Source organism: Acinetobacter sp. LMB-5, assembly GCF_001541635.1.
Lineage (GTDB): Bacteria > Pseudomonadota > Gammaproteobacteria > Pseudomonadales > Moraxellaceae > Acinetobacter > Acinetobacter pittii.
On sequence record NZ_LRDR01000007.1, the window covers coordinates 1 to 23,042 of the forward strand.

Here is a 23,042-nt window from a genome sequence, read left to right on the forward strand (position 1 = left end):
GTCATCATCATCGTCATCACGGCTACGACCTCGGCCTCGTCCGCCTGAACGACCACCACGATCGTCATCATCATCGTCATCGCGGCTGCGACCACGACCTCGTCCACCTGAGCGGCCACGATCGTCATCATCATCGTCATCACGGCTACGGCCACGACCTCGTCCACCTGAACGGCCTCCGCGATCGTCATCATCATCATCGTCATCACGGCTACGGCCACGACCTCGTCCGCCTGAACGGCCACGATCGTCATCATCATCGTCATCACGGCTACGACCTCGGCCTCGTCCGCCTGAACGACCACCACGATCGTCATCATCATCGTCATCGCGGCTGCGACCACGACCTCGTCCACCTGAGCGGCCACGATCGTCATCATCATCGTCATCACGGCTGCGGCCACGGCCTCGACCACCTGAACGGCCTCCGCGATCGTCATCATCATCGTCATCACGACTGCGACCTCGGCCTCGGCCACCTGAACGACCACCGCGATCGTCATCATCATCGTCATCATCACGGCTGCGACCACGACCTCGTCCACCTGAACGGCCACCGCGATCGTCATCATCATCGTCATCACGGCTGCGGCCACGGCCTCGTCCACCTGAACGGCCACCGCGATCGTCATCATCATCGTCGTCATCACGGCTGCGGCCACGGCCTCGTCCGCTTGAACGACCACCGCGATCATCGTCATCATCATCGTCGTCGTAACGGCTTCGGCCTCGACCACCTGAGCGGCTACCGCGATCGTCATCATCGTCGTCATCATCACGACCGCGGCCACGACCATTACGGCCATCATTTTTATGGCTTAATGCACCCGCTTCACGCGCTTCTTCAGACGTAAATTCATGAGCGTTACCACTTGCATGGGCTGCTCGGCCAGCTTCACGAGCTTCTTCAGAGGTAAACTCATGTGCATTACCACTCGCGTGAGCAGCTCGCCCACCTTTGCTGGCTATTTCTCGTACTCTTTCAGGATCCATACTTGCAAATCCACGATTTGAAGTACCTGTTCTATTGTTATCATCATCTTCATATCTAGTATTAGCCATAGTTATATCTTCCTATATTTAATTATAGTCACTACCGCTTTTAGTTAACGGATTTAATAACAATAGAATATCTATAATATTTTCCCACCCAAGTGATGTATCAATCCTTTTAAATGTATATCAATCAAAAAATGAAATTTCTTATAAACATATTATTTTTAAAATATTTTAAAAATTTTAATTATTAATAATTTTACTCTTTAAATATTGGATATACTCATTATTACCTAAGGGCACACTACAATATATTTTTACAAACACAGTTAAAATATTTTAACTGATAACAAAAAATTTCAAAATGTACAAAACAGTAAACTAACACAACATCAGATCTATTGAGAAAATAACAAGCAAACAATTATTTTAATTAAAAAACAATAACATATATCATTACATTTTCAGAATTAATTTACTTGAGAGATTAATATGAATATTTAAAACTATTTTTAATAAGATGGTTTGAGTAACTTAACTATGCAATTAAAAAATCAACAGTCAGCTCTACAATATATCCATATTTCTATCCCTGAAATTTTACTAGGACATATTAAGTCCAAAAACTCATGGCAGGACTATGACAAAGAATGGAGCTATAGATTAGACCCACCTCATGCAAGTCATCCCTTCCAAAGAGACTTATATATTATTAAATCAAAAAATATAAAACATGAAGATATAAAACTGTTGCTAGATAATATAGCTATTAAAAATAATAAAAATTCAGAAAATATAGATGGAGCAAAAGAAATTATTAAAAAAATATTAGATTTATCTAATAATATACCGATAGAAAACTGGTTAGAGGATACAGGAAATAGATCTATTATTGAAAGTATGATTGATAAAAACAAAATCAAGGTAATCGATATTATTTAATCCTTAAATATAAAAATATTTTTTTACATCCTTACAAATAAAATAACAAAGACAACTTATTAAAAAATTCATTTTACTCACATTTACGCGGTAACAGCTCACTATATGAAAATTAGATATTACAACTGAGGTATTTAAAATGGAAAACTCAACAAACCAGTATCCAACATCTGCCCCCGCACAAGTTCAATCTCATCAACCAGGTGATCAGGAAAAAATGCACCCTGAACCTGAAATAATAAAAAGTACCCATAAAGGTAGCGATAAGCTAAAAGATAAAGTTGCCGTTATTAGTGGTGGCGATAGCGGTATAGGTCGTTCTGTCGCAGTATTGTTTGCTCGTGAGGGCGCTGATATTGCGATACTTTATCTCGAAGAAGATCAAGATGCCGAAATCACTAAACAACTCGTTGAAAGAGAAGGACAACATTGCCTTTTATTAAAAGGTGATATTTCTGACCCAGATGTTGCAAAACTCGATATTGATAAAGTTCTACAACATTACGGCAAAATTAATATTTTAGTGAATAACGCTGGTGTGCAATATCAACAAAAAGAAATTGAAAGTATTAGTAATGAGCAATTAGAAAAGACATTTAAAACTAATATTTTCCCAATGTTTTATCTTACTAAAGAAGCCATTCCTTATATGGAAGAAGGCGACAGTATTATTAATACAACCAGTATTACTAGCTATCAAGGCCATGATGAGCTCATTGATTATGCAAGTACCAAAGGTGCGATTACAACTTTTACGCGTAGCTTATCGAACAATTTAATGAAACAGAAAAAAGGAATTCGGGTAAATGGTGTTGCGCCAGGACCCATCTGGACACCCTTAATTCCAAGCAGTTTCGATGCAGAAACCGTTAAAGAGTTTGGTAAAGACACCCCAATGGGAAGAATGGGACAACCAAGTGAAGTTGCTCCCGCCTATCTTTTCCTTGCCTCTGATGATGCAAGTTATATTACAGGTCAGGTCATTCATGTAAATGGTGGTCAAATCGTAAATGGTTAATCCCTAAGATATAAAAAAGCCCTGAAAGTTAAAGCTTTCAGGGCTTTTTTGTTTGTTAAGCAGGTATGTGAGCAGCTATTTGTTCTCGTGACCAAACACGATGAGCCATAATCAGATTTTTGAACTTTTCAGCAATCGGCTGGAATTCATCTCCAACTAGAGTACCTTCATCAGGAACTAAACCTAGCGGTTCAAGTAAATCAGATTTATTACCTAAAAATGCAATTGGTTTTAAATGCTTGTAGGCTTCTAATAGATAATGGCGAGTTACTCCGTCTTGCATGACAGCGTTTAAGTTATCGCCATCAGGAATGATTACCGCATCGTAAGCAATTGAAGGTTCAGCCATTTGCATGCCATCAGCCGTAATAATATTGTCTTGATGATCTTTTACAGGAGCTAAGCTTGGCGCTAATAAATGAAGAGTCACCCCTTCTTTAATTGCCCAGTTTTTCATAGCTTCTAATGCATCAGATTTGACTAAATTATGGATGAGTACTGCAACTTTTCGACCTTGAATATCTTGGGGCGGGAAAGCTAAGAAAGATAATTTAGCCGATTTTTCAACTGCAGTTTTTTTATAATCTAGCGTCAAATCAGGCACTTCAATTCCTAAATTAGCGCCTACTTGTCGTGCTAAGTCGAGATCAATATTTGCCAAAATTTGTTGAACTTGGCGCTCACGGATGTGTTTTCGTTGCACTTTACTTAACTCAAAAGTATAGGCATCGACCACATGCTTTTGCTCATGAGGGGCAAGACTCTTGTAGTAAAGGCGCGGTTGTGAAAAATGATCAGAAAAAGTTTCACTTCTTTGACGGAGTTTATGTCCGCTAATCTGTTCAGGATAGCTTTCAAAACCACCATTTGAAGCAGCAGGTGGCGTTTCGGCTGGCCAATCATTATCAATTGAGTTTGGTTGATATGAAGCCTGCCCTTTATGAATCGTATGCTGGTGAATACCATCACGTTGATTATTATGGAATGGACACACAGGTTTATTGATCGGAATTTGATGGAAGTTTGGTCCACCTAAACGGCTTAACTGGGTATCGGTGTATGAAAATAGTCGTGCTTGTAGAAGCGGGTCATTTGTAAAATCAATTCCCGGCACAATATGTCCCGGACAGAAAGCCACCTGCTCTGTTTCTGCAAAGAAATTATCAACATTTCTGTTTAAAACAAATCGGCCGATTGGTGTCACTGGAACCAACTCTTCAGGAATAATTTTTGTCGGGTCCAATAAGTCGAAGTCAAAGTTCATCTCGTCTTCTTCTTCAACAATTTGTACACCGAGCTCCCATTCAGGATAAACCCCATTCTCAATCGCTTCATAAAGATCGCGACGGTGGAAATCCGGATCTTTACCAGCAAGCTTTTGAGCTTCATCCCAAACTAAAGCGCTTAAACCTTGTTTAGGGGTCCAGTGGAATTTCACAAAATGTGATTTTCCTTCGGCATTAATGAGACGGAATGTATGAACCCCAAACCCTTGGATTGAGCGTAAATTACGTGGAATTGCACGGTCTGACATAGCCCAAATCACCGCGTGTGCTGACTCAGGTACTAAAGACACAAAATCCCAAAAAGTATCGTGTGCAGTTGCTCCTGTTGGTATTTCTGTATCTGGTTCAGGTTTTACTGCATGAACAAAGTCTGGAAACTTAATCCCATCTTGCACAAAAAACACAGGCGCATTGTTGCCGACTAAATCAAAATTACCCTCTTGAGTATAAAATTTAATGGCAAAACCACGAATATCACGGACCGTATCAGCAGAACCACGTGGGCCCTGCACTGTTGAGAAGCGTACAAAAATTGGAGTTTGAATGGTTGGGTCAGTCAAAAAACCAGCTTTTGTTAAGCGCTCATTTCCTTCATAAGCCTGAAAGTAACCATGAGCACCCACGCCACGTGCATGCACAATACGCTCAGGAATACGTTCATGGTCAAAATGAGTAATCTTTTCTCGTAAAATAAAATCTTCTAATAGTGTCGAACCGCGAATACCTGCTCTTAAACTATTCTGGTTATCAGCAATTTTAACCCCTTGATTTGTGGTTAATGCTTCATTGGTTGCATCGTCTCTGACTGAGTCTAATTGTTCAGTTTTTTGGGTAGTATTGGCTTTATTTGCAGCATCAGCACCAGCCATTTCACTTGTTTTATTTGTTGATTTAACATTATCAGTCATGTTCATTACCTATGTTTTAAAGTTAAACGTGGGGTGAATTAAAAACTTCAAGAGTTAGTTTTGTTAAAGGAACTTAAATATGGAAAAAGGAGCTCGACATATTTACGTGTGCTCCAAAGCCCAATGCTTTTATGGTGTGAATCTGGAGCCAAAAACGGAGTCAGCTTGCATATTTTTATGGCAAGATCAGGTGTCTGACGTATACGCTCTTGGAGCGCATCAAGTTCGCCATCAGAAATATAGCTAAACAGATAATCTTGAATACGCTGGCTATTCTTTAATTCCCTGCTATAAGCCAAGAAGTTAGAAGAATGATCACTACCTGCAATCCAGTCATGAATAATTTGTCGTTCTACAGGGTTAAATACCCCAAACATTTTTCCATTTTCTTCATTAATCATCCGCCAGAACACACTCTGCTCAGGGTCGGTATTAAATTTAATCCATTTGTGATCAATAAGATGTGTAACCAAGCCTTTAACGTCTTCTGGGTTTGATAACCATTGGTTAATGGTTTTACATCCAAACTGTCTAGTTTCGTTATGAATAAGCTGCCCCACGAGCGCTTTTCTTTTTAAAATTTTAAGGACTAAATCTTCAAGATTTAAATTTTTAATAATTTTTGAAGAAGAAACACCATGATTATTAAGAGCAAAACCACGTTTTAATTTATTAAAGAAAGCCTCTTTATCTCTGTATTTATCATAAATATTTTCTATAACTTTAATTGCTTTATCTGCATGTCCGTTATCAATATTGTCGATAGTGATGTGCAAATTAAAATATTTAGAATCAATACCCAGTTCAGCAAGTTCATAATTACTGATGAGTAGATGCAGTGGTAGTTGCTCATAACCTAAATTGAAGCCGACAATTTCGGGAATAAACTCTGGTGGAGCATAGCCAAGCGCCAGCTGAATCACGGCATTATGATAGTATTCATCCTCTAAAAGCAGATCAAAACTATCAAGCCCCAGACTACGTAATAAGTCATCATAAATACAGACATGATTTGCTTTCGGCTCACCAAGTCCCAGCTCTTCTAGATAAGTAATAATAAGGTCATGAAAAACCGGATCGTTCCAGTAGTGAACTGAGCTATAGAGCCATGCACCGTCGACCTTTTTAGTTGGAGAGACCTTAATCAAAAATTCAAATGCCTGTCCGACATTCTGGAAATACTCTCTCTCACCCCCACTTTGTCTACGGTTTAGATAAGCCTGAAATAACTCACAATTTTGTTTATTGTCATTTTCACACCATTCTTTAACTGTATTTATAGTTGCAGGAAAATCAATTTCCTTTTGATCTATTTTATCTATTTCTTCATTAAGAAAATCTCTTGCTTTCTTCTCTTTTTCAAAACTAGAAATATCAGGATCAAGGAAAAAAACAAATAATTCGTAATAGTTCTGTTGATTATCTTGTAATAAGTCTAATAATCTTTTTTTCACTACAACAGGCATTTCTATTCTCCTTTAGTGAGATATAAATTACCATACTTTAACTGAACAATAATCCCAGCCTATCTTTGTTATATTACGTTATTAAGAAACAACTCATAATTTTAAAAACTTTATATTTCAACAACATAAAAAATAACACAAACTTACATTCTCACCTTTAGAATAATTTAACTATATGTTTTTATAAAAAATATATAAACAATAAACTATATTTACAATTAACTTACCTTTAAAATTATAAAGACTAAAAACTTAACAAAAAGAAATTAAAAATAATCCTATAACTAAATTAAAAACAATTGTAAGGAGAATACAAATGTTTAACTCATGTTGTAAATTACTAGCACAAGAAAAAATTAAAATCGCTTTTTTTGAAAGTGCTTCGGCAGGTTATTTAGCTTATCGCTTTTCTTTGAGTCCCTATTCAGGTGATATTCTTATTGGTAGCTTGGTCAGCTACGACCTACGTGTCAAAGAAAATACACTTCATATTTCACCAGAACTCATTGAAAAATATACGCCTGAGTCGATGCAAGTCACTGTAGAAATGATCAAAAAAGGTAAAGAACTTTTACATGCCGATCTTTATATTGCCTGTACCGGGTTATTAAAAAAAGGAGGTTCTGAAACTCAAGAAAAACCTGTAGGTACCTTTTTTTATTCCATTTATTATAAAGATAATTTTTATAATTTCAGACGTATATTTAAAGGATTACCCTATCTTAAACTTAGACAACTGCTCTATTACATTAGTCAAGATATCGAATCTATAATATTAGATAATAAAAAATAGCTTTCCTTCATAAAAGATAACAAATACATATTTAGAAATGATCATAGCTTTTATTTAACCTCTATGTACCCAAATGTAATTTTAACTATATTCATATTAATTATGTTTAATCATTAAAATTACATTTTATAGAAATCAAGGTTTTATTTAATTTTTAAATTTACATTTAAATATAGGGTAACACCCCAACGCTACACATTAAAAATTTTCATGTTTTAATGAACCTATCTGAAGCTCTCAGATAAAACACACATCATAAATGATATGAGGTAATTAAAGATGAGCACTACTAATAATCAAAGCAATCAACGCAATAATCAGCAGCAACAACAACAGCAAAACGACAACCGTAACAACCAGCAGCAACAAGGCAACCAACAGCAAAACGATCAACAGCAACAAAACAATCAGCAACAACAGCAAAATGACAACCGCCGCCAACAACAAGGCTCTAATCAAAAAGATTCAGGCCAACAAAACTCAAATAACAATAATCAGCAACGCTAATCCGTTGTTGAATTAAATGTCATTTGATGCGGTCATTCATTTTATTTAGGAAGGTGCCCTCACCTTCCTAAATTTAACATAAGCATAAAATTAAATAAGAGAAGAGGAAAAACTGATGACAGATCAAAATACAGACCATGCTCAACTTGTAGCTGGCGACCATAATTATTCTGACTCTCGCTGGCGGGAAAGTTATCTTACTCGACCTTATTATCAAGAAGCTCAATTAACTACGCCAGATCTGGATTATGATCGTGATTTTTCTGCAGCTTATGAACTAGGTCACCGTGCCCGTTCAGAATCTAAAGAAGGAACTCAGTTTGAAGAGATGGAAGGTAGCTTGCAACAAAAATGGGAAGAGCTCAAAGCTGAGTCCCGATTAAAATGGGAACATGCAAAACAAGCCATTAAAGATGCATGGGATGACATGTAACATCCTTAATTGGTCCAAAGCATATAGCTTATTTCCTATTGGCCCTGGGAAATAAGCTTTTTTATTATTTGAAGTATTTATATTAGAAAAACGGCGGCATATTAAAATTATTACTAAGATATTGATTGGCTTGATTCGGATCATCAAAAATTTCTTTTTTAAATTGTACATCCGGCGTTGTAGAAAGAGTATGTGTTGGCTTGATCGTAACTTCTACTACATATCTGTTTTGTTCTTGCTTGGCTTTCACAGCATAAATTTCAGAATCATTAATGCAAGTTCCATCAGTAAAATATACAAACATACCGCCACCTTATCTCTTAACTAAAGTTACTGGTTTTTCCCATTTATTTAACGTAAAAGCCTAGCAATAGACTTGAGCCGTACGTAAACAAAATTTCAGTTTTGGTTTTTCTTAAAATATTCAATAATTTCTTCCCCGTTATTCACGGGAGTTTCTTTAGCAGGATATGTTTCTTCATAAGCATATGCAGGTAATGCAACTTTATCGCGAATTGGCGGTAACTTTTCTTGGCCACCTGTGGTAATACGCTCAATAAAACCTGCAAGCCACAATACAAATTCTTGTGTGTTTTTACTCTTCGGAATAATACTTAAATCTAATTTAATTTTAGATTCCTGAAGAGGCTTAATCAGCAATTCAGCAAAATCAATATAATTGTATAAAAGTTTAAGTTTTGTCCCCTTAATCTCATGTCTAAGCTCAATCATTAAATTGTTAAGATCTTCCATAGGATCATCTACAAACCCTTTTTTTTCCTTAACATTTTGATAGATTTTCTCAGCTAATTTTAAGTACTGGGGCATATCCTTACCTTTAAAAATTGTTTTCACTAAAATGAATTTTGGATGAATATAAGTATTTATTGTGTTTATTTTATTAATTTTTTGAAACTATAATTTACTGAGGAAACAATTCAATAACAACAAATTAATATAAAGGCTATAACACACTAATTTATTGATTAATTTTATATTTTTATATAATTGCTTTTTTTATTATGTTACATATATGATAGAAAATAACGATAAGAAAACCCACATAAATGTGAGTTTCCTTAAGCGAAATAATTATGAGTTTTTTTCCATTTGTTGAGTAGTTGCTGGGTCATTCGAGCCATGTGTTCCATCATCATCTGTTGAATTTCGATCTTGGCATGCACTCATACCCATTGCGATTGCAACTACCATACTCACTGCACAAAAAATTCTTAACATTGAGGTCACCCTTATAAATCTTAAGATGTAGGCTTATGAATAACATTATCTTATGTTGGCCTACCGCTGTGGTTCTCTTAAGTTTTGTAGGTTGTGCAAGCTTTTGTAAAAATCTAAATAATATAAATGTTAAAAAATTACTTTTCTTGCAATTGATATTTTAATTAAAATTTGGCAACGGCTATTTATTTAATTACATGATATTCATAAAATCAAAATTTCCCGCTCTTTTTTGACTTATGTTGAAATAAGTCATTACTTGCAAACACTATATAAATAAACAATTAATAAATATTTGATATATAAACATTAAAAATTATTTTTTAACCTCTATTGAACCATTATTCAATATTTTCAATTCTAAATAACTCATTATTTTATTAATGAAAATTTAAAAATATTAATATTTGTTTATATAAACCAATCTTTTATTTTTGCAATTGACCCGCTTTAAGGCTCAGCTTATGATGCTCCGGCTGACCTATTTTGTCAGTCGGTTTTAGCAGACCGTCTACCTAAGCGCACTAAAAACAAGTTTTTTGGTGTGTAGCCCCTCGTGCCTTTGACGGAGGAACGGGAGTGGGACACCTTCGGGTGTGCTGGTTTCTTAGGTATCAGTCTGCTAACCCTCTTTCGTTTCACCACCATAATTAATAGCAGTGATTGGGCGCAACTTCTTTCATCAAGGAGTCTCTAATGACTATTATTTTATATCGTGTTTTTTCTTCTACTCTTCATCACGTTATCGACTTAACTGAAACTATTTTCAAGAAAATATCCTACAGTTTTATGTTTCTGCTTTCCTACCTTTTCAGAGTAAATATTTCCATATTTAACGCTCGATAAAGACTAGAAAATTTCTATAAACATGACTTAACGATAACAACAACCAATGAAGAGCAATAATGATGTTTTTTTTATATCGTATTGTTTTAATCTGCACCCTATTAATAAGTTCTATAAGTTTATTAGGTTGCAGGTCTATCAGTAAAAATGAATTTAATACACATTGTGTTTGGGCAGGTCGTGCACTTTCACAATGCAACTGTATTTATAACTCTTTAGAAAAACATTATTCGCCGCAGTTTGTAGAGAACTTACCCAAAGTAAGCTTACAAAATATTAATGCGAATATGCACTTTGTGGAAACTATGAATGAAACTATGCACCAATGTCAGTTAAGCGCAAGAAAAGACTCAATTAACTAACTTTTGCATGCTCTACCAAGAAATCTAAAAAAGCCCTTACGCGCTTAGGGACATATTTATCATGTCCTATCCAAACAGCATGAAATTCTTCTGAAGCCTTGATATTCCAGTCTTCAAGGATTTTGACCAACTGTTTTTGTTCTAAAGCTTTTTTGACTTGGAATTGGTTAAGCTGTGCAATACCAGCACCTGCGAGCGCTAACTGCAAGATGGCTTCTCCATGATTTATTCTTAAAACCTTAGTGGGAGCAAGTGTGATTTCTTGATCGTCTTTTTTAAAAAGCCACGTTTTATTTTGACGTTGGTAACTTACGTCTAAAAGCTGATGTTCGTATAACTCTTCTGGATGCTGCGGATAACCATTCTTTTCAATATAGGTAGGTGAACATACATAATGTTTCTGAGTGCTTCCGAGTGAGCGAGCAACCAAATTTGAGCTTTTCAAAGGTCCTGTGCGAATTGCGATATCAATTCTTTGCTCAACTAAATTAATGACTTCATCACTCAAATGAGCTTCTAATTCAATTTGTGGATAGCACTCGTTAAATAGAGAAATACAAGGCAATAAAAAGTGTGTCCAATATGAAAGACTGGTATGAATTCTAATACGCCCTTGCGGCATGTGATTTGCAGTAACAGATTGTTCTAGTTCATCCAGATTATTAAGTATTTGAATGCCTTGCTCATAAAATTGGCATCCTTCACTGGTAAGCTGAAACTGGCGTGTTGAACGGTTCAGTAGTCTGACGCCAAGTCTTTTTTCTAAGCGTGAAATTAACTTACTCACAGCAGACGGCGTCATGTCACAAGCTCTTGCGACTGCTGAAAAGCTTCCTAACTCGACCACTCGAATAAAAATTGCCAACTCCCCAGACCGATTAATATCAAAATATGACATAACAAAATCTATTTATGAATTTCATTCACAAATCTTATTCCGCTTATGTTGCTATAACAAGCCAGTAATTTGTTTCAAGATAACTTTAATTCGTTTTAAAGAGTTCACGAGATGAAACTTTATCAATCGGCCCTATTCTCTCTTGTCTTATTTTCTACTGTAGTGCAAGCAGAAGTACAAAAGAGCCAGTGGGTTACCACTTGGACAGCCAGCCCACAAAAAGTCTGGAATAAAGATTTCGTTTTCCCGACCAATATTCCCGGTCAAATATCTAATCAGACCATTAAACAAATTAGTCAAATTAGTTTAGGTGGTGAAGCTATTAGACTCGTTTTTACCAATCAATATGGCGATCAACCGCTCTATATTGATAAAACTACCGTGGGGCTAGTCAAAGGACAAAGTCTTAAATCAAAGAATGCTTATCCAGTTTATTTCTCTGGAAAGCTTAAAGCACAAATTTTACCAGGCAAACAACTGATGAGTGATCCAATTCAGCTCCCTGTTCCAGATCATGCGCAGTTAATGGTAAATACCTTTATTCAAAAGCCCACTACATTTAAAACTTTTCATTGGGATGCGAAACAAACCAGTTGGCTCATTACGGGCAACCAGACTGCGAATTTAAATATGCCTAGCAGTGCCAAAACCACAACTGCACGATTATTATTGTCGGCTGTAGAAGTAAAACCGAAGCTTAAAGCACATGTTGTTGCAGTCATTGGAGATTCAATTACCGACGGTGCAACTGCAACTTTAGATGCAAATACGAGATGGACCGACTTTTTAGCTAAACGGTTATCGCCACATCAAATAGCAGTCATTAACAGTGGAATTTCAGGGAATCGATTACTTACAGACGGTATGGGTGACAGTGCTTTAGAACGCTTACAAAAAGAAGTATTTCAATATTCAGGTGTGAAAACATTAATTGTTCTGGTGGGTATTAATGATATTTCATGGCCCGGTACTGCTTTTGCACCTAAACAACAAATACCGAGTTTTGAAGCACTCACTCAAGGTTATAAACGTGTTGTAGATGAAGCACATCGCCAAGGTATTCAAGTGATTGGAGCAACCTTATTACCATTTTCGGGAGCTTTACCAAATACTCCTCTTGATAACTATTATCAGCCTAACAAAGATGAATTACGTCAGCGCATTAATCACTGGATCAGAACCAGCCATACATTTGACGGCGTACTTGATCTTGAGCAAGGTTTAAAAGACCCTAAGCATCCTGACCGATTAAATCCAATTTATGATTCAGGAGATCATTTACATCCGAATGACCGTGGGAATCAACAAATGGCAAATCTGGTTGATTTAAACGAATTAGTTAATCAATAAAACGTCCAGATACGGATAGGAATTTGTTTCCTACCCGTATCCATATGGATTAATTCCCCTCTAACTCGACATTAAGTTTTGGTGTAATAGGCTGTTTTTCAGTTGCATATCGTCTTAAAACCATGACGGCGAAAAGCGCTAAAATTGCAGGAATTGCGATCATCACAAAATTCATTTTATGTGGTAACTCTAAACCCAATAACAGGCCCGTTAAGATAGGTCCAACAATAGCCCCAATTCGACCTACACCAGAAGCACAACCAATTCCAGTAGAACGCACACTTAGTGGATAATATTGTGCAACGTAACTATAAAGAAGAATTGAAGTACCAATCGTTGCTGCTCCAGCCACAGTCACCAAACCATATAAAACATAGGCTGGTGACTTAAAACCTAAACCGACTAAAGCAACAACACCTGCCAGTAGCATTCCCATAATTACAGGTTTTAGATGGAATTTATCAGACAAAATACCGCCACCGATTGAACCGATCATTGCGCCAACATTTAGAGCAAGCAAGAACAAAATACTCTTTCCGAGTGAATAACCTGCTGCCAGCATGAGTTTTGGTAACCAGCTACTTAAGGCATACACCATGAGCAAGCACATAAAGAACACGAGCCAAAACATGAGTGTATTGAAAGCACGGCCTTGTTGAAATAATCCCTTTACAGAACTGCCTGTTGGAACATTATCTTCATTAAGCACTAAGTGAGTATTGATCGTTAGGTTTTGTTCAGGCGAAATTTTTTGAATAATGCGCTGTGCTTGTTCAGTTTTTCCTGTTTTAACTAAAAAAGTTAAAGATTCAGGTAAAAACTTCCAAATGACAGGTAATAAAAATAATGGAATACCGGCAATTAAAAACATAATTTGCCACCCCTGACTTTCAACCAAATAGCTACCGATCAATGCTGAAAGTATTCCCCCAATTGCATAACCACTAAACATACTCCCCACCAAAGTACTTCTTATACGTTTAGGCGCATATTCTGATGTAAGTGCAACTAAATTTGGCATAACCCCACCAATGCCTAGTCCCGCCAAGAACCGAAGTACCCCAAACTCAAGTGGGCTTGATGCAAAAGCACCTAAAAAGGTAAAACCACTAAAAAAAGTCACACAGATTAAAATTACCTTTTTACGGCCTATTTTGTCTGCCAATGTTCCAAAAAACATTGCCCCAAACATCATTCCGCATAGTGCCGTACTTGCTAACATCCCCGCCTGTACAGCTGTTAACGACCACTCTTGCATTAGCAAAGGCAGTACCACGCCATAAATCACCAGATCGTAACCATCAAAAATAATAATTAATAAACACCAAAGTAAAATACTCCAGTGAAAAGGGGTAAATCTGGCCTGATCAATAACTTCATTTACATTTAATTTAGATGTTGTCATTTACTCACCTCCTTTGTGAGATAAATTCATATTCAATTTTTTAAAACGACATACTGCACCTTAAAGAAAAAACAAATTATTCAAGGTTTTATTGAATAAATTAAAAGTCATAACTCGCCATCATATTGAAGCGGTTATCAATCCCGTTACGTCCATCAAAAGTTTCTCGTTCGCCATACACATATTCGACGCCCAAGGTAATTGGTTTGTATGGGTTATAAAGTGCATTCACCCAGCCCTGCCAAAGCTCTTTATTTTGGGTGGTGCTATTACGTTGTAATTCAGCAAAACGGTTATCATCTTTGGCTTTCATATAGCCGTAGCCTAAAGTCGAGCGAATTTGCGGTGTAAATTGATGAGTAATGCCTAAAGAAACGGTGTCAAATTCATTGCTATGCATATTGTTTTGATCATCTATTGCATAGCCGCTGTTAGTCCATAGCAGGAAACGCCCATCTCCTTTGACATGGTAATAATCGGCTTTGAGTAATGTATCGGGCGTAATTTGGTATTTACCGCCCAAGCCTACGCCCCAAGCGACTTCCTCATCATGATTAGTTCTCTTTTCGGCAACAAAACTACGTCCCGACAACATCGAGCCATTGGCAAATTTATGATTTAAGCGCCCTACCAACGCTGGTAAACGCATTTTATTATCTGGGTCTGAGGTCGCAGTATATTTCGGATCTTCAACCGATATTGCAAAGCTTGTATTTGCCGTTAAGTTATCGCTATAGCGAACTAGCGGTGATCTTAATAATGCACTGCCTACAAATGTGCCCGCATCAATCGTTTCCGGATAATATTCGGGTGCGATAAATGTTGACCACGTTTGACCGATGAGCCATTTATCAAAAGTTAAATAAGCATGGCGTATTCTAAACTGATCACGAGTGGCTGCCCCAAAGAAGTCCATTTCTAACTTTCCGCCCACATCACCCGCGGCTGTTGGGGTTTTAAAATTCAACCCGAAACGTGTCACATTAACCGTACTGTGCAACTGGTCTTTTTGTGCAGATTCTTCTGGCGTGTTTTCAAGTGGAACACCGCTAATATTGTTATACATGGTAGAAGCCCCCTTCATTTGATAAGAAGCATCTGCCCGTATATAACCGTATAAGTTAAATTCTGCGCCAGACTTAGTTAACACTTGTTTTGTAGGCTGAGCAGCTTGGGGCGTTGCAGAAGTTGTTAGCTCCACTCTTTGTTGCGATAAAGATTTTTGAGCTTGTATATTTGCTTGTAGCATAGCCCGTAATTCTTTTACTTCTTTGCGAAGTTGTGCTATTTCAGGATCTGTTTGACCTGCCAAAGCGGAAGACATAAACAGGGTCACAGAAACAGCCAACAGGCTTTTTTGAACCGTTGTATTTAAAACTTTCATCATGAAATTTTCCTTTTGATCTTTAATTAGACTTAAAGATCTCGACATCCTTTTTGTTATGTACCCATCTAAAATAGGTGCTTAAAATTTGTCTTTCTTTCACAAGAAAAACCTTCGATCATATTTTTTAGACAAAACCTCCCTAAAGCGGCCTGAAAACCACTTTTAATTTGTTTTAAGTAAAGCTAAATCTTCTAATTCTTTTCAGTTTTTATATTCTCTTCCTCATTGAGAATATGCAGGTTTTATATCCGTATTAACGCTTTCCCAAATCCATTATTTTTTTGCAATAAACCCTTGATACGTCAAAATTTGCGTATAAGGATGCACACTTTTAAAACCAGTTTTTTCTAAAAGTTTTATATATCCTTCAGTGGTTAGGCTAAAAAAGTCTTGCGCCATACGCTCTAACATTTTTTGACATTGTTCTTCTGTTAAGCCTTGTGCCAAACATAAATAACGTAAAGCTTGAAGATGCTGTGGATTTACACACGTCATTAAATCGTAGGTCAGCAAAATCGCTTTTTCTTTTAAGCGATCATAAATATCCTTAAAAAAAACAGGTTTTATGTCATCTACAATAAAATGAGCCACGAGAATAGAAAGTGCAGCATCAAAGCAATTCTCAAGAGGTAAAGCTGACGTTTCACCGTGAACAAAAGTGACTTGAGAAGATTTATCTAAAAGTTCAACCTGTTCCTGAGCTTTTTGCAGCATAGTCAAAGATGGATCAACTGCTGTAAATTTCCAGTTTGGATGACGTTTAAGTAAATATTCGAGTTCATACCCCGTGCCACAACCCACAATTAAAATATGAGCATTTGGCGGCAACACTGATTGCAAAATGGCATCCACCTGTTGATGGATCACTTCATAACCCGGAATTAATTTACGAATATGTTCGTCATATCCTTCGACTACCTTTGGGCTATTAAAGTCTTTTGCCATTTTGTTTATCCTCTATTTAAGCTGCCTTTCAACTTATAGTTTGCTGCACTTTGACCTGACTTTCGACTTCTTTAATCAAAGACATTTCCAGTTAAGTTTAGTTCAGCTCGCATAATTTCCTGCAATTTAAACTTTTGCGCTTTGCCTGAAGCTGTCATTGGAAACTCATTAAAGAATCGGACATAGCGCGGCACTTTATTATGAGAAATATGCTCTTTGCAGAATTGGCGAATGCTGTCTTCATCAATTTGATGATGTTCATGCAAAATAATACAAGCACAGAGTTCTTCGCCATATCTGGCATCTGGCAAGCCAATGACTTGGACATCGCTTACATCTGGATGAGTGTATAAGAAATCTTCAATTTCTTTTGGAAAGAGATTTTCCCCACCACGAATCACCACATCTTTAATACGGCCTTTAATTTTAATGAAACCGTCTTGATCCATTTCGGCAATATCACCTGTATGCATCCAGCCAGCAGCATCAATCACTTCACGGGTCTTTTCTTCTTCACCCCAATAGCCAGCCATCACTGAATAACCGCGAACGCATAGCTCACCCAAAGTTCCTTGCGGAACAATCTGCCCTTCTAAATCGACAATTTTAATTTCAACATGCGGATGAACATGTCCAACTGTACTTACTCGCTTATCAATCGAATCATTTACCGAGCTTTGTACACTCACTGGCGAGGTTTCGGTCATGCCATAACAAATGGTGATTTCAGACATATGCATTCGGTCTATAACACGCTGCATAATTTCTCTTGGACAAGGACTACCTGCCATAATGCCTGTTCTTAAGCTCGACAGATCAAACTCACTAAACTGTTCATGCTCTAAGGTGGCAATAAACATGGTGGGCACGCCATACGCTGCCGTACAACGTTCTTGATGAATCGCTTTTAAAGTTTCTAAAGGATTAAATACGGCTGATGGATATACCATGGTTGACCCATGTGTAACACACGCCAAATTCCCCATTACCATGCCAAAACAATGGAACAATGGCACAGAAATACAGACTTTATCTTGAGGAGTTAAACGAATGCCTTCCCCCACGAAATAACCGTTATTTAAAATATTATGATGGGTCAACATGGTTCCTTTAGGGTTACCTGTTGTGCCTGAGGTAAATTGGATATTAATGGTTTCATCAAATTGAAGTTGCTTGGTTAATAGTTTTAATTGTTCTAGCTGTTCAGAAGTTGGTGTAGTAACTAAATCACTAAAGCGATGAATACCCGTATGGTGCTGATCATCAATTTTAATGACAAATTTTAAATGTGGTAGTCGCGCTGAACTGAGCAATTTGTCAGTACAAGTGGTTAACTCAGGGGCAATTTTTGTGAGTAGTTCTTGGTAATCAGTCGTTTTGAATTGAGAGGCAATAATCAATCCTTTGCATGAGACTTTATTCAACACATATTCAAGTTCATGGCTTTTATAAGCTGTATTTAGATTGACTAAAATAATCCCTGCTTTAAAAGCTGCAAATTGGGTTACCGTCCATTCCACACAGTTAGGTGACCAAATAGCTAATCGATCACCTTTTTTTAATCCCAATTTTAAAAGGCTACAAGCAAAAGCATTTACTTCATCCTGTAAAGCTTTATAGGTTAATCGTCTGTTTTGGTGGAAACTGACGATTGCTTCCTTTTCAGCATATTGCCGACAAGCCTGATCAAATTGTTCACCAATGGTCATACCCAATAAGGGCTGTGTGCTTGGTCCCGAGGCGTAGCTTAACCGTTCTTGTTGCATTGAATCATTCTCCTTGATTCTTCTAATTCTCTTCTTACCTGATCTAATTGTTGTTACTGCAACTATTTTTCTAAACCGCCTTCTTTGTGTTGTTTTATCCTTTATATGCCCTATTTCCTCTGCACAGCATCTACACAAAAGTCAGCAATCTGTTTTGAAAAATAGTCTTTATGCACATGATCAAACTTTGTATTTTGAGCTGGGTCTAGGGGTTCAACCACCACATAGGTCATGGCACCGACAACACAAAGTGCTGCTGTATTTAAATCATCCAAGACAAACTCACCACTTGCATTTCCATCCGCAAGTATTTTTTTAATACTTTGCTTAATCAATTGCTTCACACGAAAACGCTCATGTTCAACCGTTGAATCGACAGGTTCAAACATGAGTGAATATGCAAGCTGAGGACTATTCAGTGCCCTTTTTACAAAGGTTGCCACAGCCTTGTGTAATTTCTGCTTTGCCGATAAGTCACTTTCGGTAATCGAATCGATGACCAATAGTTCTGTATTAATAGCCTCGGACAAAACTTCAATCAGTACTTGGCTTTTATTATCAAAGTAGCGATAAACCAGTCCACTAGATACACCCGCTTGCTCTGCAATTGTTTGTATTTGCGCGTCTTTAAATCCTCCCTCTGAAATTAACTTTCTGGCTGAACTCAAAATCGACTTACGATTTTGTTCCATCCGCTCTTGCATTAAAGATGATCGTTTATAGCTCATAATTTATTCTCTAACAAATAAAATGAATTGTAAATCATTTTATGAATCAGTATTCACTTTTTTAAAAAATCATTGTATGGTAATTATCAAATACCCACAAAATATTTTATGGACAACAAATATAACCAATAGGATGAAGATATCATGAACCTACGCAGCTTGAATTTCGGTCTAGATGAAACTTTAATTGCGCTTCAAGATTCAGTGGCAGCATTTTGTGCAAAGGAAATTGCACCAATTGCCCAACAAGTTGATCAAGACAATAAATTCCCTGCACATCTCTGGAAAAAATTCGGAGATATGGGCCTTTTAGGTATGACGGTTTCTGAAGAATATGGCGGTGCCAATATGGGTTATTTAGCTCATATTATTGCTATGCAAGAAATTTCCCGTGCTTCGGCAGCCATTGGTTTGTCTTACGGTGCTCATTCTAATTTATGTGTCAACCAAATTAACCGTAACGGTAATGAACAGCAAAAGCAGAAATATTTACCAAAATTGATTTCCGGTGAATATGTGGGTGCCCTTGCGATGTCTGAGCCAAATGCAGGTTCTGATGTTGTCAGCATGAAACTACGCGCGGAGCAAAAAGGAGATCATTTTGTTTTAAATGGTTCAAAAATGTGGATTACCAACGGCGGTGATGCAGATGTACTCGTGGTTTACGCTAAAACTGATCCGCAAGCTGGCGCGAAAGGCATGACTGCTTTTTTAATTGAAAAAGGCATGAAAGGCTTTAGTCACGGCAACCACTTAGACAAACTCGGTATGCGTGGCTCTAACACTTACCCACTGTTTTTTGACAATGTAGAAGTACCTGCTGAAAACGTACTCGGCGGTGTTGGTAACGGCACAAAAGTACTGATGAGCGGCCTAGACTATGAACGTGCAGTTTTAAGTGCCGGACCTTTAGGCATTATGGATGCTTGTTTAGATGTGGTAATCCCATACTTGCACCAACGTGAACAATTTGGTCAGGCTTTAGGTGAATTCCAGCTTATGCAAGGCAAACTTGCCGATATGTATTCAACTTGGTTGGCATGTAAAGCCCTCGTCTACGCTGTTGGCGCTGCCTGTGACAAAGCTGATCATGACCGCAGTTTACGCAAAGATGCTGCAAGTGCCATTTTATATGCTGCTGAAAAAGCAACATGGATGGCCGGTGAAGCAATCCAGAGTCTAGGTGGCAACGGCTATATCAATGAATTCCCTGCTGGCCGTTTATGGCGCGATGCCAAACTTTATGAAATTGGCGCGGGAACTTCTGAAATTCGCCGTATGTTGATTGGCCGCGAACTCTTCAATGAAACCAAATAATAATTATAAATAAGGATGTATCTTATGAACCAATTACAAAGCAAGATTAATGTTCGAAGTGAAGACTTCAAAACAAATCAGCAAGCCATGCAAACATTGGTCACAGATCTAAAACAAGTTGCTCAGCGTATTGCTTTAGGTGGTGGTGAAAATGCCCGTCAAAAACATTTGGCTCGAGGTAAACTTTTACCCCGTGAACGTATTGATCAACTGATTGATGTCGGCACGGCATTTTTAGAAATTGGTCAACTGGCAGCGTACAACGTTTATGAAGATGATGTTCCTGCTGCGGGTGTGATTGCGGGTATTGGTCAGGTCAATGGCATCACTTGCATGATCGTTGCCAACGATGCAACGGTAAAAGGTGGAACGTATTATCCCCTTACGGTTAAAAAGCATTTACGCGCACAAGAAATTGCTGAACAAAATCACTTACCTTGTATTTATTTGGTAGATTCGGGCGGCGCTTATTTACCAATGCAAGATGAGGTTTTCCCAGACCGCGACCACTTCGGGCGTATTTTCTACAATCAGGCACGCATGTCGAGCCTTGGTATTGCCCAAATTGCTGTAGTGATGGGGAGCTGTACCGCAGGTGGTGCTTATGTCCCGGCCATGTCGGATGAAACAATTATTGTACGTAATCAAGGTACGATTTTCTTAGGTGGCCCTCCTCTTGTAAAAGCTGCGACTGGTGAAGTGGTGAGCAGTGAAGATTTAGGTGGCGGTGATGTCCACACACGTCTTTCAGGTGTGGCTGATCATTTAGCTGAAAATGATGAGCATGCAATTGCGATTGCACGAAACATTGTCGCTAACTTAAATAAAAAGCCAAACGACTTAAATAAACAAGTTGATGAACCTTTATTTGATGCAGCAGAACTCTATGGCGTAGTTCCAAGTGATGCACGTAAACCTTTTGATGTACGTGAAGTGATTGCCCGTATTGTAGATGGCTCACGTTTTGATGAGTTTAAAGCACGTTTTGGTTCAACACTGATTACTGGTTTCGCTTCACTCTATGGTATGCCAGTCGGGATTATTGCTAATAACGGGATTTTATTTTCAGAGTCTGCACAGAAAGGTGCACACTTTATTGAGCTATGTACTCAGCGCAATATTCCATTGTTATTTCTACAAAACATTACGGGCTTTATGGTTGGTCGCCAGTATGAAAATGAAGGGATTGCCAAAAACGGCGCCAAATTAGTAATGGCAGTTGCAACCGCAAATGTACCAAAACTTACCCTGATTATTGGTGGTTCGTTTGGTGCGGGTAACTACGGTATGTGCGGACGTGCTTATTCACCACGCTTTTTATGGACTTGGCCAAACTCGCGTATTTCAGTAATGGGGGGCGAACAAGCAGCTAGCGTGCTCTCGACTTTAAAACGTGATCAGATTGAGCAAAAAGGTGCCGAGTGGTCAGCACAAGAAGAAGATGAGTTTAAGCAACCGATTCGTGAACAATACGAGCGCCAAGGCCATCCATATTATGCTTCTGCTCGTCTTTGGGATGACGGCGTAATTGATCCAGCTCAAACTCGTCAGGTACTGGGGTTAAGTCTTGCAGCTGCCATGAACGCTCCAATCCAGCCAACCAAATTTGGCGTGTTCCGCATGTAAGAGGTGTATATGAGCTATCAATTTTTACAACTCGAACAACAAGGTCAGGTTGCCTATGTTTGGCTAAACCGCCCTGAATTGCACAATGCTTTTAATACGACAGTCATTGAAGAACTGCATGCCTGCTTTAAACAAATTAATACGCGTGATGATGTTCGTGTAGTGGTTTTAGCAGGTCGCGGCAAAAGCTTTTCGGCAGGTGCCGACCTCAACTGGATGAAACAGGCGGGTCAGGCATCTTCAACAGAAAATGAAGCAGATGCGTTAAAACTTGCACAAATGCTTGATGCACTCGCAACACTTAAGCAACCGACCATTGCCCGCGTGCATGGTATTGCCTTTGGTGGAGGCATGGGTTTAGCGTCGGCATGTGATATTTGCATTGCCAGCACTGATGCCAAGTTTGCAACATCTGAGGTTCGTTTAGGGCTTGCTCCTTCTACCATTAGCCCCTATGTAATTCGTGCGATTGGTGCAAGACAAGCCTCTCGTTACTTCTTAACTGCTGAGAGAATTTCAGCACGTGATGCCAAACAAATTGGTTTGGCACACGAAGTTGCAGATGCCGAAGATTTAGATAAAAAAGTTCAAGAAATTGTTGATGCGCTATTACTTGGTGGCCCGCATGCTCAAGCGGCATCAAAACAACTTATTCAAATGGTGAGCAACCAGACCATGTGCAATGACTTGCTGCAACAGACAGCACATCATATTGCTCAAGTTCGTCAAGGCAGTGAGGCAAAAGAAGGTCTAAGTGCCTTTTTAAATAAACAACAGCCTGCGTGGGTTTCTAACTCGAATAACAACAATTAAGGACGATCATC

Annotated in this window: 22 protein-coding genes; 10 read left to right on the forward strand and 12 right to left on the reverse strand. The window is 38.1% G+C overall.

Translation table 11 applies throughout. The features are described from left to right. Positions 1–1,062, reverse strand: a 1,062-nt coding sequence (locus AW165_RS20235) for a KGG domain-containing protein (protein WP_060465802.1), incomplete at its 3' end; no start/stop codon positions are given. 474 nt (positions 1,063–1,536) lie between these two features. On the opposite strand from AW165_RS20235, the gene AW165_RS10730 reads away from it, so the two are divergent. Next, positions 1,537–1,938, forward strand: a complete 402-nt coding sequence (locus AW165_RS10730) for a DUF6367 family protein (RefSeq protein WP_060465803.1) — start codon at positions 1,537–1,539, stop codon at positions 1,936–1,938. Between the two features lie 139 nt (positions 1,939–2,077). Then, positions 2,078–2,956 carry an SDR family oxidoreductase gene (locus AW165_RS10735; RefSeq protein ID WP_000432004.1) on the forward strand — a complete coding sequence of 293 codons (879 nt, stop codon included), beginning with the start codon at positions 2,078–2,080 and terminating at the stop codon, positions 2,954–2,956. Between the two features lie 55 nt (positions 2,957–3,011). Here AW165_RS10735 and katE read toward each other — a convergent pair whose 3' ends face one another. Together katE and AW165_RS10745 are read right to left on the reverse strand one after the other, a co-directional pair. Further along, positions 3,012–5,156, reverse strand: a complete 2,145-nt coding sequence (gene katE, locus AW165_RS10740; RefSeq protein WP_081410631.1) for a catalase HPII — start codon at positions 5,154–5,156, stop codon at positions 3,012–3,014. Positions 5,157–5,197: 41 nt separating this feature from the next. Next, positions 5,198–6,616, reverse strand: a complete 1,419-nt coding sequence (locus tag AW165_RS10745) for an iron-containing redox enzyme family protein (protein WP_060465805.1) — start codon at positions 6,614–6,616, stop codon at positions 5,198–5,200. A 316-nt stretch (positions 6,617–6,932) separates the two neighbouring features. On the opposite strand from AW165_RS10745, the gene AW165_RS10750 reads away from it, so the two are divergent. The 3 genes from AW165_RS10750 (at position 6,933) to surA1 (ending at position 8,349) form a co-directional block, all read left to right on the forward strand. Next, positions 6,933–7,409: a CinA family protein gene (locus tag AW165_RS10750; RefSeq protein ID WP_060465806.1), complete on the forward strand. Its 477-nt coding sequence runs from the start codon at positions 6,933–6,935 to the stop codon at positions 7,407–7,409. A gap of 279 nt (positions 7,410–7,688) precedes the next feature. After that, positions 7,689–7,916 carry a hypothetical protein gene (locus AW165_RS10755; protein ID WP_002114279.1) on the forward strand — a complete coding sequence of 76 codons (228 nt, stop codon included), beginning with the start codon at positions 7,689–7,691 and terminating at the stop codon, positions 7,914–7,916. 115 nt (positions 7,917–8,031) lie between these two features. Then, entirely contained in the window at positions 8,032–8,349 is a 318-nt protein-coding gene (gene surA1 / locus AW165_RS10760; RefSeq protein ID WP_002114287.1) for a surface antigen protein 1, read from the forward strand. An 82-nt stretch (positions 8,350–8,431) separates the two neighbouring features. Here surA1 and AW165_RS10765 read toward each other — a convergent pair whose 3' ends face one another. The 3 genes from AW165_RS10765 to AW165_RS19745 form a co-directional block, all read right to left on the reverse strand. Then, positions 8,432–8,653, reverse strand: coding sequence for a hypothetical protein (locus tag AW165_RS10765; RefSeq protein ID WP_060465807.1), 222 nt, complete (start codon positions 8,651–8,653; stop codon positions 8,432–8,434). A gap of 95 nt (positions 8,654–8,748) precedes the next feature. After that, positions 8,749–9,177, reverse strand: coding sequence for a hypothetical protein (locus tag AW165_RS10770; RefSeq protein ID WP_032003399.1), 429 nt, complete (start codon positions 9,175–9,177; stop codon positions 8,749–8,751). Positions 9,178–9,441: 264 nt separating this feature from the next. Next, the gene (locus tag AW165_RS19745; RefSeq protein ID WP_005069891.1) at positions 9,442–9,588 is read right to left on the reverse strand and encodes a hypothetical protein; all 147 of its coding nucleotides are present in this window, start codon (positions 9,586–9,588) and stop codon (positions 9,442–9,444) included. A 905-nt stretch (positions 9,589–10,493) separates the two neighbouring features. Between AW165_RS19745 and AW165_RS20125 the strand changes: the two genes are divergently transcribed. Further along, a complete protein-coding gene (locus AW165_RS20125) occupies positions 10,494–10,796 on the forward strand; it encodes a hypothetical protein (protein WP_016806122.1) in 303 nt (100 codons plus the stop codon). On the opposite strand, the gene AW165_RS10780 is transcribed toward AW165_RS20125, so the two are convergent. Further along, the gene (locus AW165_RS10780) at positions 10,789–11,694 is read right to left on the reverse strand and encodes a LysR family transcriptional regulator (RefSeq protein ID WP_060465808.1); all 906 of its coding nucleotides are present in this window, start codon (positions 11,692–11,694) and stop codon (positions 10,789–10,791) included. The genes AW165_RS20125 and AW165_RS10780 overlap by 8 nt on opposite strands. Positions 11,695–11,805: 111 nt before the next feature. Here AW165_RS10780 and AW165_RS10785 point away from each other — a divergent pair, with 111 nt between their 5' ends. After that, entirely contained in the window at positions 11,806–13,044 is a 1,239-nt protein-coding gene (locus AW165_RS10785; protein ID WP_060465809.1) for an SGNH/GDSL hydrolase family protein, read from the forward strand. 49 nt (positions 13,045–13,093) lie between these two features. On the opposite strand, the gene AW165_RS10790 is transcribed toward AW165_RS10785, so the two are convergent. From AW165_RS10790 to AW165_RS10810, 5 genes are all read right to left on the reverse strand, one after another. Then, positions 13,094–14,449, reverse strand: a complete 1,356-nt coding sequence (locus tag AW165_RS10790) for an MFS transporter (RefSeq protein ID WP_060465810.1) — start codon at positions 14,447–14,449, stop codon at positions 13,094–13,096. 100 nt (positions 14,450–14,549) lie between these two features. Beyond that, positions 14,550–15,833 carry a DcaP family trimeric outer membrane transporter gene (locus AW165_RS10795; protein ID WP_081410642.1) on the reverse strand — a complete coding sequence of 428 codons (1,284 nt, stop codon included), beginning with the start codon at positions 15,831–15,833 and terminating at the stop codon, positions 14,550–14,552. Positions 15,834–16,109: 276 nt separating this feature from the next. Continuing rightward, positions 16,110–16,781, reverse strand: a complete 672-nt coding sequence (locus AW165_RS10800) for a class I SAM-dependent methyltransferase (protein WP_060465812.1) — start codon at positions 16,779–16,781, stop codon at positions 16,110–16,112. Between the two features lie 71 nt (positions 16,782–16,852). Then, positions 16,853–18,547, reverse strand: coding sequence for an AMP-binding protein (locus tag AW165_RS10805; protein WP_060465813.1), 1,695 nt, complete (start codon positions 18,545–18,547; stop codon positions 16,853–16,855). Between the two features lie 110 nt (positions 18,548–18,657). Further along, positions 18,658–19,275, reverse strand: a complete 618-nt coding sequence (locus tag AW165_RS10810) for a TetR/AcrR family transcriptional regulator (protein ID WP_060465814.1) — start codon at positions 19,273–19,275, stop codon at positions 18,658–18,660. Between the two features lie 144 nt (positions 19,276–19,419). Between AW165_RS10810 and AW165_RS10815 the strand changes: the two genes are divergently transcribed. Genes AW165_RS10815 through AW165_RS10825 form a run of 3 tightly spaced genes read left to right on the forward strand, consistent with a single transcriptional unit; the run spans position 19,420 to position 23,031 of the window. After that, positions 19,420–20,592: an isovaleryl-CoA dehydrogenase gene (locus AW165_RS10815; RefSeq protein WP_005076583.1), complete on the forward strand. Its 1,173-nt coding sequence runs from the start codon at positions 19,420–19,422 to the stop codon at positions 20,590–20,592. 24 nt (positions 20,593–20,616) lie between these two features. After that, the gene (locus AW165_RS10820) at positions 20,617–22,218 is read left to right on the forward strand and encodes a carboxyl transferase domain-containing protein (protein WP_060465815.1); all 1,602 of its coding nucleotides are present in this window, start codon (positions 20,617–20,619) and stop codon (positions 22,216–22,218) included. A 9-nt stretch (positions 22,219–22,227) separates the two neighbouring features. Continuing rightward, positions 22,228–23,031 (forward strand): enoyl-CoA hydratase/isomerase family protein, encoded by an 804-nt coding sequence (locus AW165_RS10825; RefSeq protein WP_060465816.1) that lies wholly within the window; start codon positions 22,228–22,230, stop codon positions 23,029–23,031. Positions 23,032–23,042 lie beyond the last annotated feature (11 nt).

Excerpts from the sequence above, each read along its gene's own strand:
- AW165_RS10785 (WP_060465809.1), top strand. The coding sequence starts at position 11,806 with ATGAAACTTTATCAATCGGCCCTATTCTCTCTTGTCTTATTTTCTACT.
- AW165_RS19745 (WP_005069891.1), bottom strand. The coding sequence starts at position 9,588 with ATGTTAAGAATTTTTTGTGCAGTGAGTATGGTAGTTGCAATCGCAATG.
- AW165_RS10780 (WP_060465808.1), bottom strand. The coding sequence starts at position 11,694 with ATGTCATATTTTGATATTAATCGGTCTGGGGAGTTGGCAATTTTTATT.
- AW165_RS10795 (WP_081410642.1), bottom strand. The coding sequence starts at position 15,833 with ATGAAAGTTTTAAATACAACGGTTCAAAAAAGCCTGTTGGCTGTTTCT.
- AW165_RS10805 (WP_060465813.1), bottom strand. The coding sequence starts at position 18,547 with ATGCAACAAGAACGGTTAAGCTACGCCTCGGGACCAAGCACACAGCCC.
- AW165_RS10765 (WP_060465807.1), bottom strand. The coding sequence starts at position 8,653 with ATGTTTGTATATTTTACTGATGGAACTTGCATTAATGATTCTGAAATT.
- AW165_RS20125 (WP_016806122.1), top strand. The coding sequence starts at position 10,494 with ATGATGTTTTTTTTATATCGTATTGTTTTAATCTGCACCCTATTAATA.
- AW165_RS10735 (WP_000432004.1), top strand. The coding sequence starts at position 2,078 with ATGGAAAACTCAACAAACCAGTATCCAACATCTGCCCCCGCACAAGTT.
- AW165_RS10790 (WP_060465810.1), bottom strand. The coding sequence starts at position 14,449 with ATGACAACATCTAAATTAAATGTAAATGAAGTTATTGATCAGGCCAGA.
- AW165_RS10820 (WP_060465815.1), top strand. The coding sequence starts at position 20,617 with ATGAACCAATTACAAAGCAAGATTAATGTTCGAAGTGAAGACTTCAAA.
- katE (WP_081410631.1), bottom strand. The coding sequence starts at position 5,156 with ATGAACATGACTGATAATGTTAAATCAACAAATAAAACAAGTGAAATG.
- AW165_RS10810 (WP_060465814.1), bottom strand. The coding sequence starts at position 19,275 with ATGAGCTATAAACGATCATCTTTAATGCAAGAGCGGATGGAACAAAAT.
- surA1 (WP_002114287.1), top strand. The coding sequence starts at position 8,032 with ATGACAGATCAAAATACAGACCATGCTCAACTTGTAGCTGGCGACCAT.
- AW165_RS10815 (WP_005076583.1), top strand. The coding sequence starts at position 19,420 with ATGAACCTACGCAGCTTGAATTTCGGTCTAGATGAAACTTTAATTGCG.
- AW165_RS10745 (WP_060465805.1), bottom strand. The coding sequence starts at position 6,616 with ATGCCTGTTGTAGTGAAAAAAAGATTATTAGACTTATTACAAGATAAT.
- AW165_RS10800 (WP_060465812.1), bottom strand. The coding sequence starts at position 16,781 with ATGGCAAAAGACTTTAATAGCCCAAAGGTAGTCGAAGGATATGACGAA.
- AW165_RS10730 (WP_060465803.1), top strand. The coding sequence starts at position 1,537 with ATGCAATTAAAAAATCAACAGTCAGCTCTACAATATATCCATATTTCT.
- AW165_RS10825 (WP_060465816.1), top strand. The coding sequence starts at position 22,228 with ATGAGCTATCAATTTTTACAACTCGAACAACAAGGTCAGGTTGCCTAT.
- AW165_RS10770 (WP_032003399.1), bottom strand. The coding sequence starts at position 9,177 with ATGCCCCAGTACTTAAAATTAGCTGAGAAAATCTATCAAAATGTTAAG.
- AW165_RS10755 (WP_002114279.1), top strand. The coding sequence starts at position 7,689 with ATGAGCACTACTAATAATCAAAGCAATCAACGCAATAATCAGCAGCAA.
- AW165_RS10750 (WP_060465806.1), top strand. The coding sequence starts at position 6,933 with ATGTTTAACTCATGTTGTAAATTACTAGCACAAGAAAAAATTAAAATC.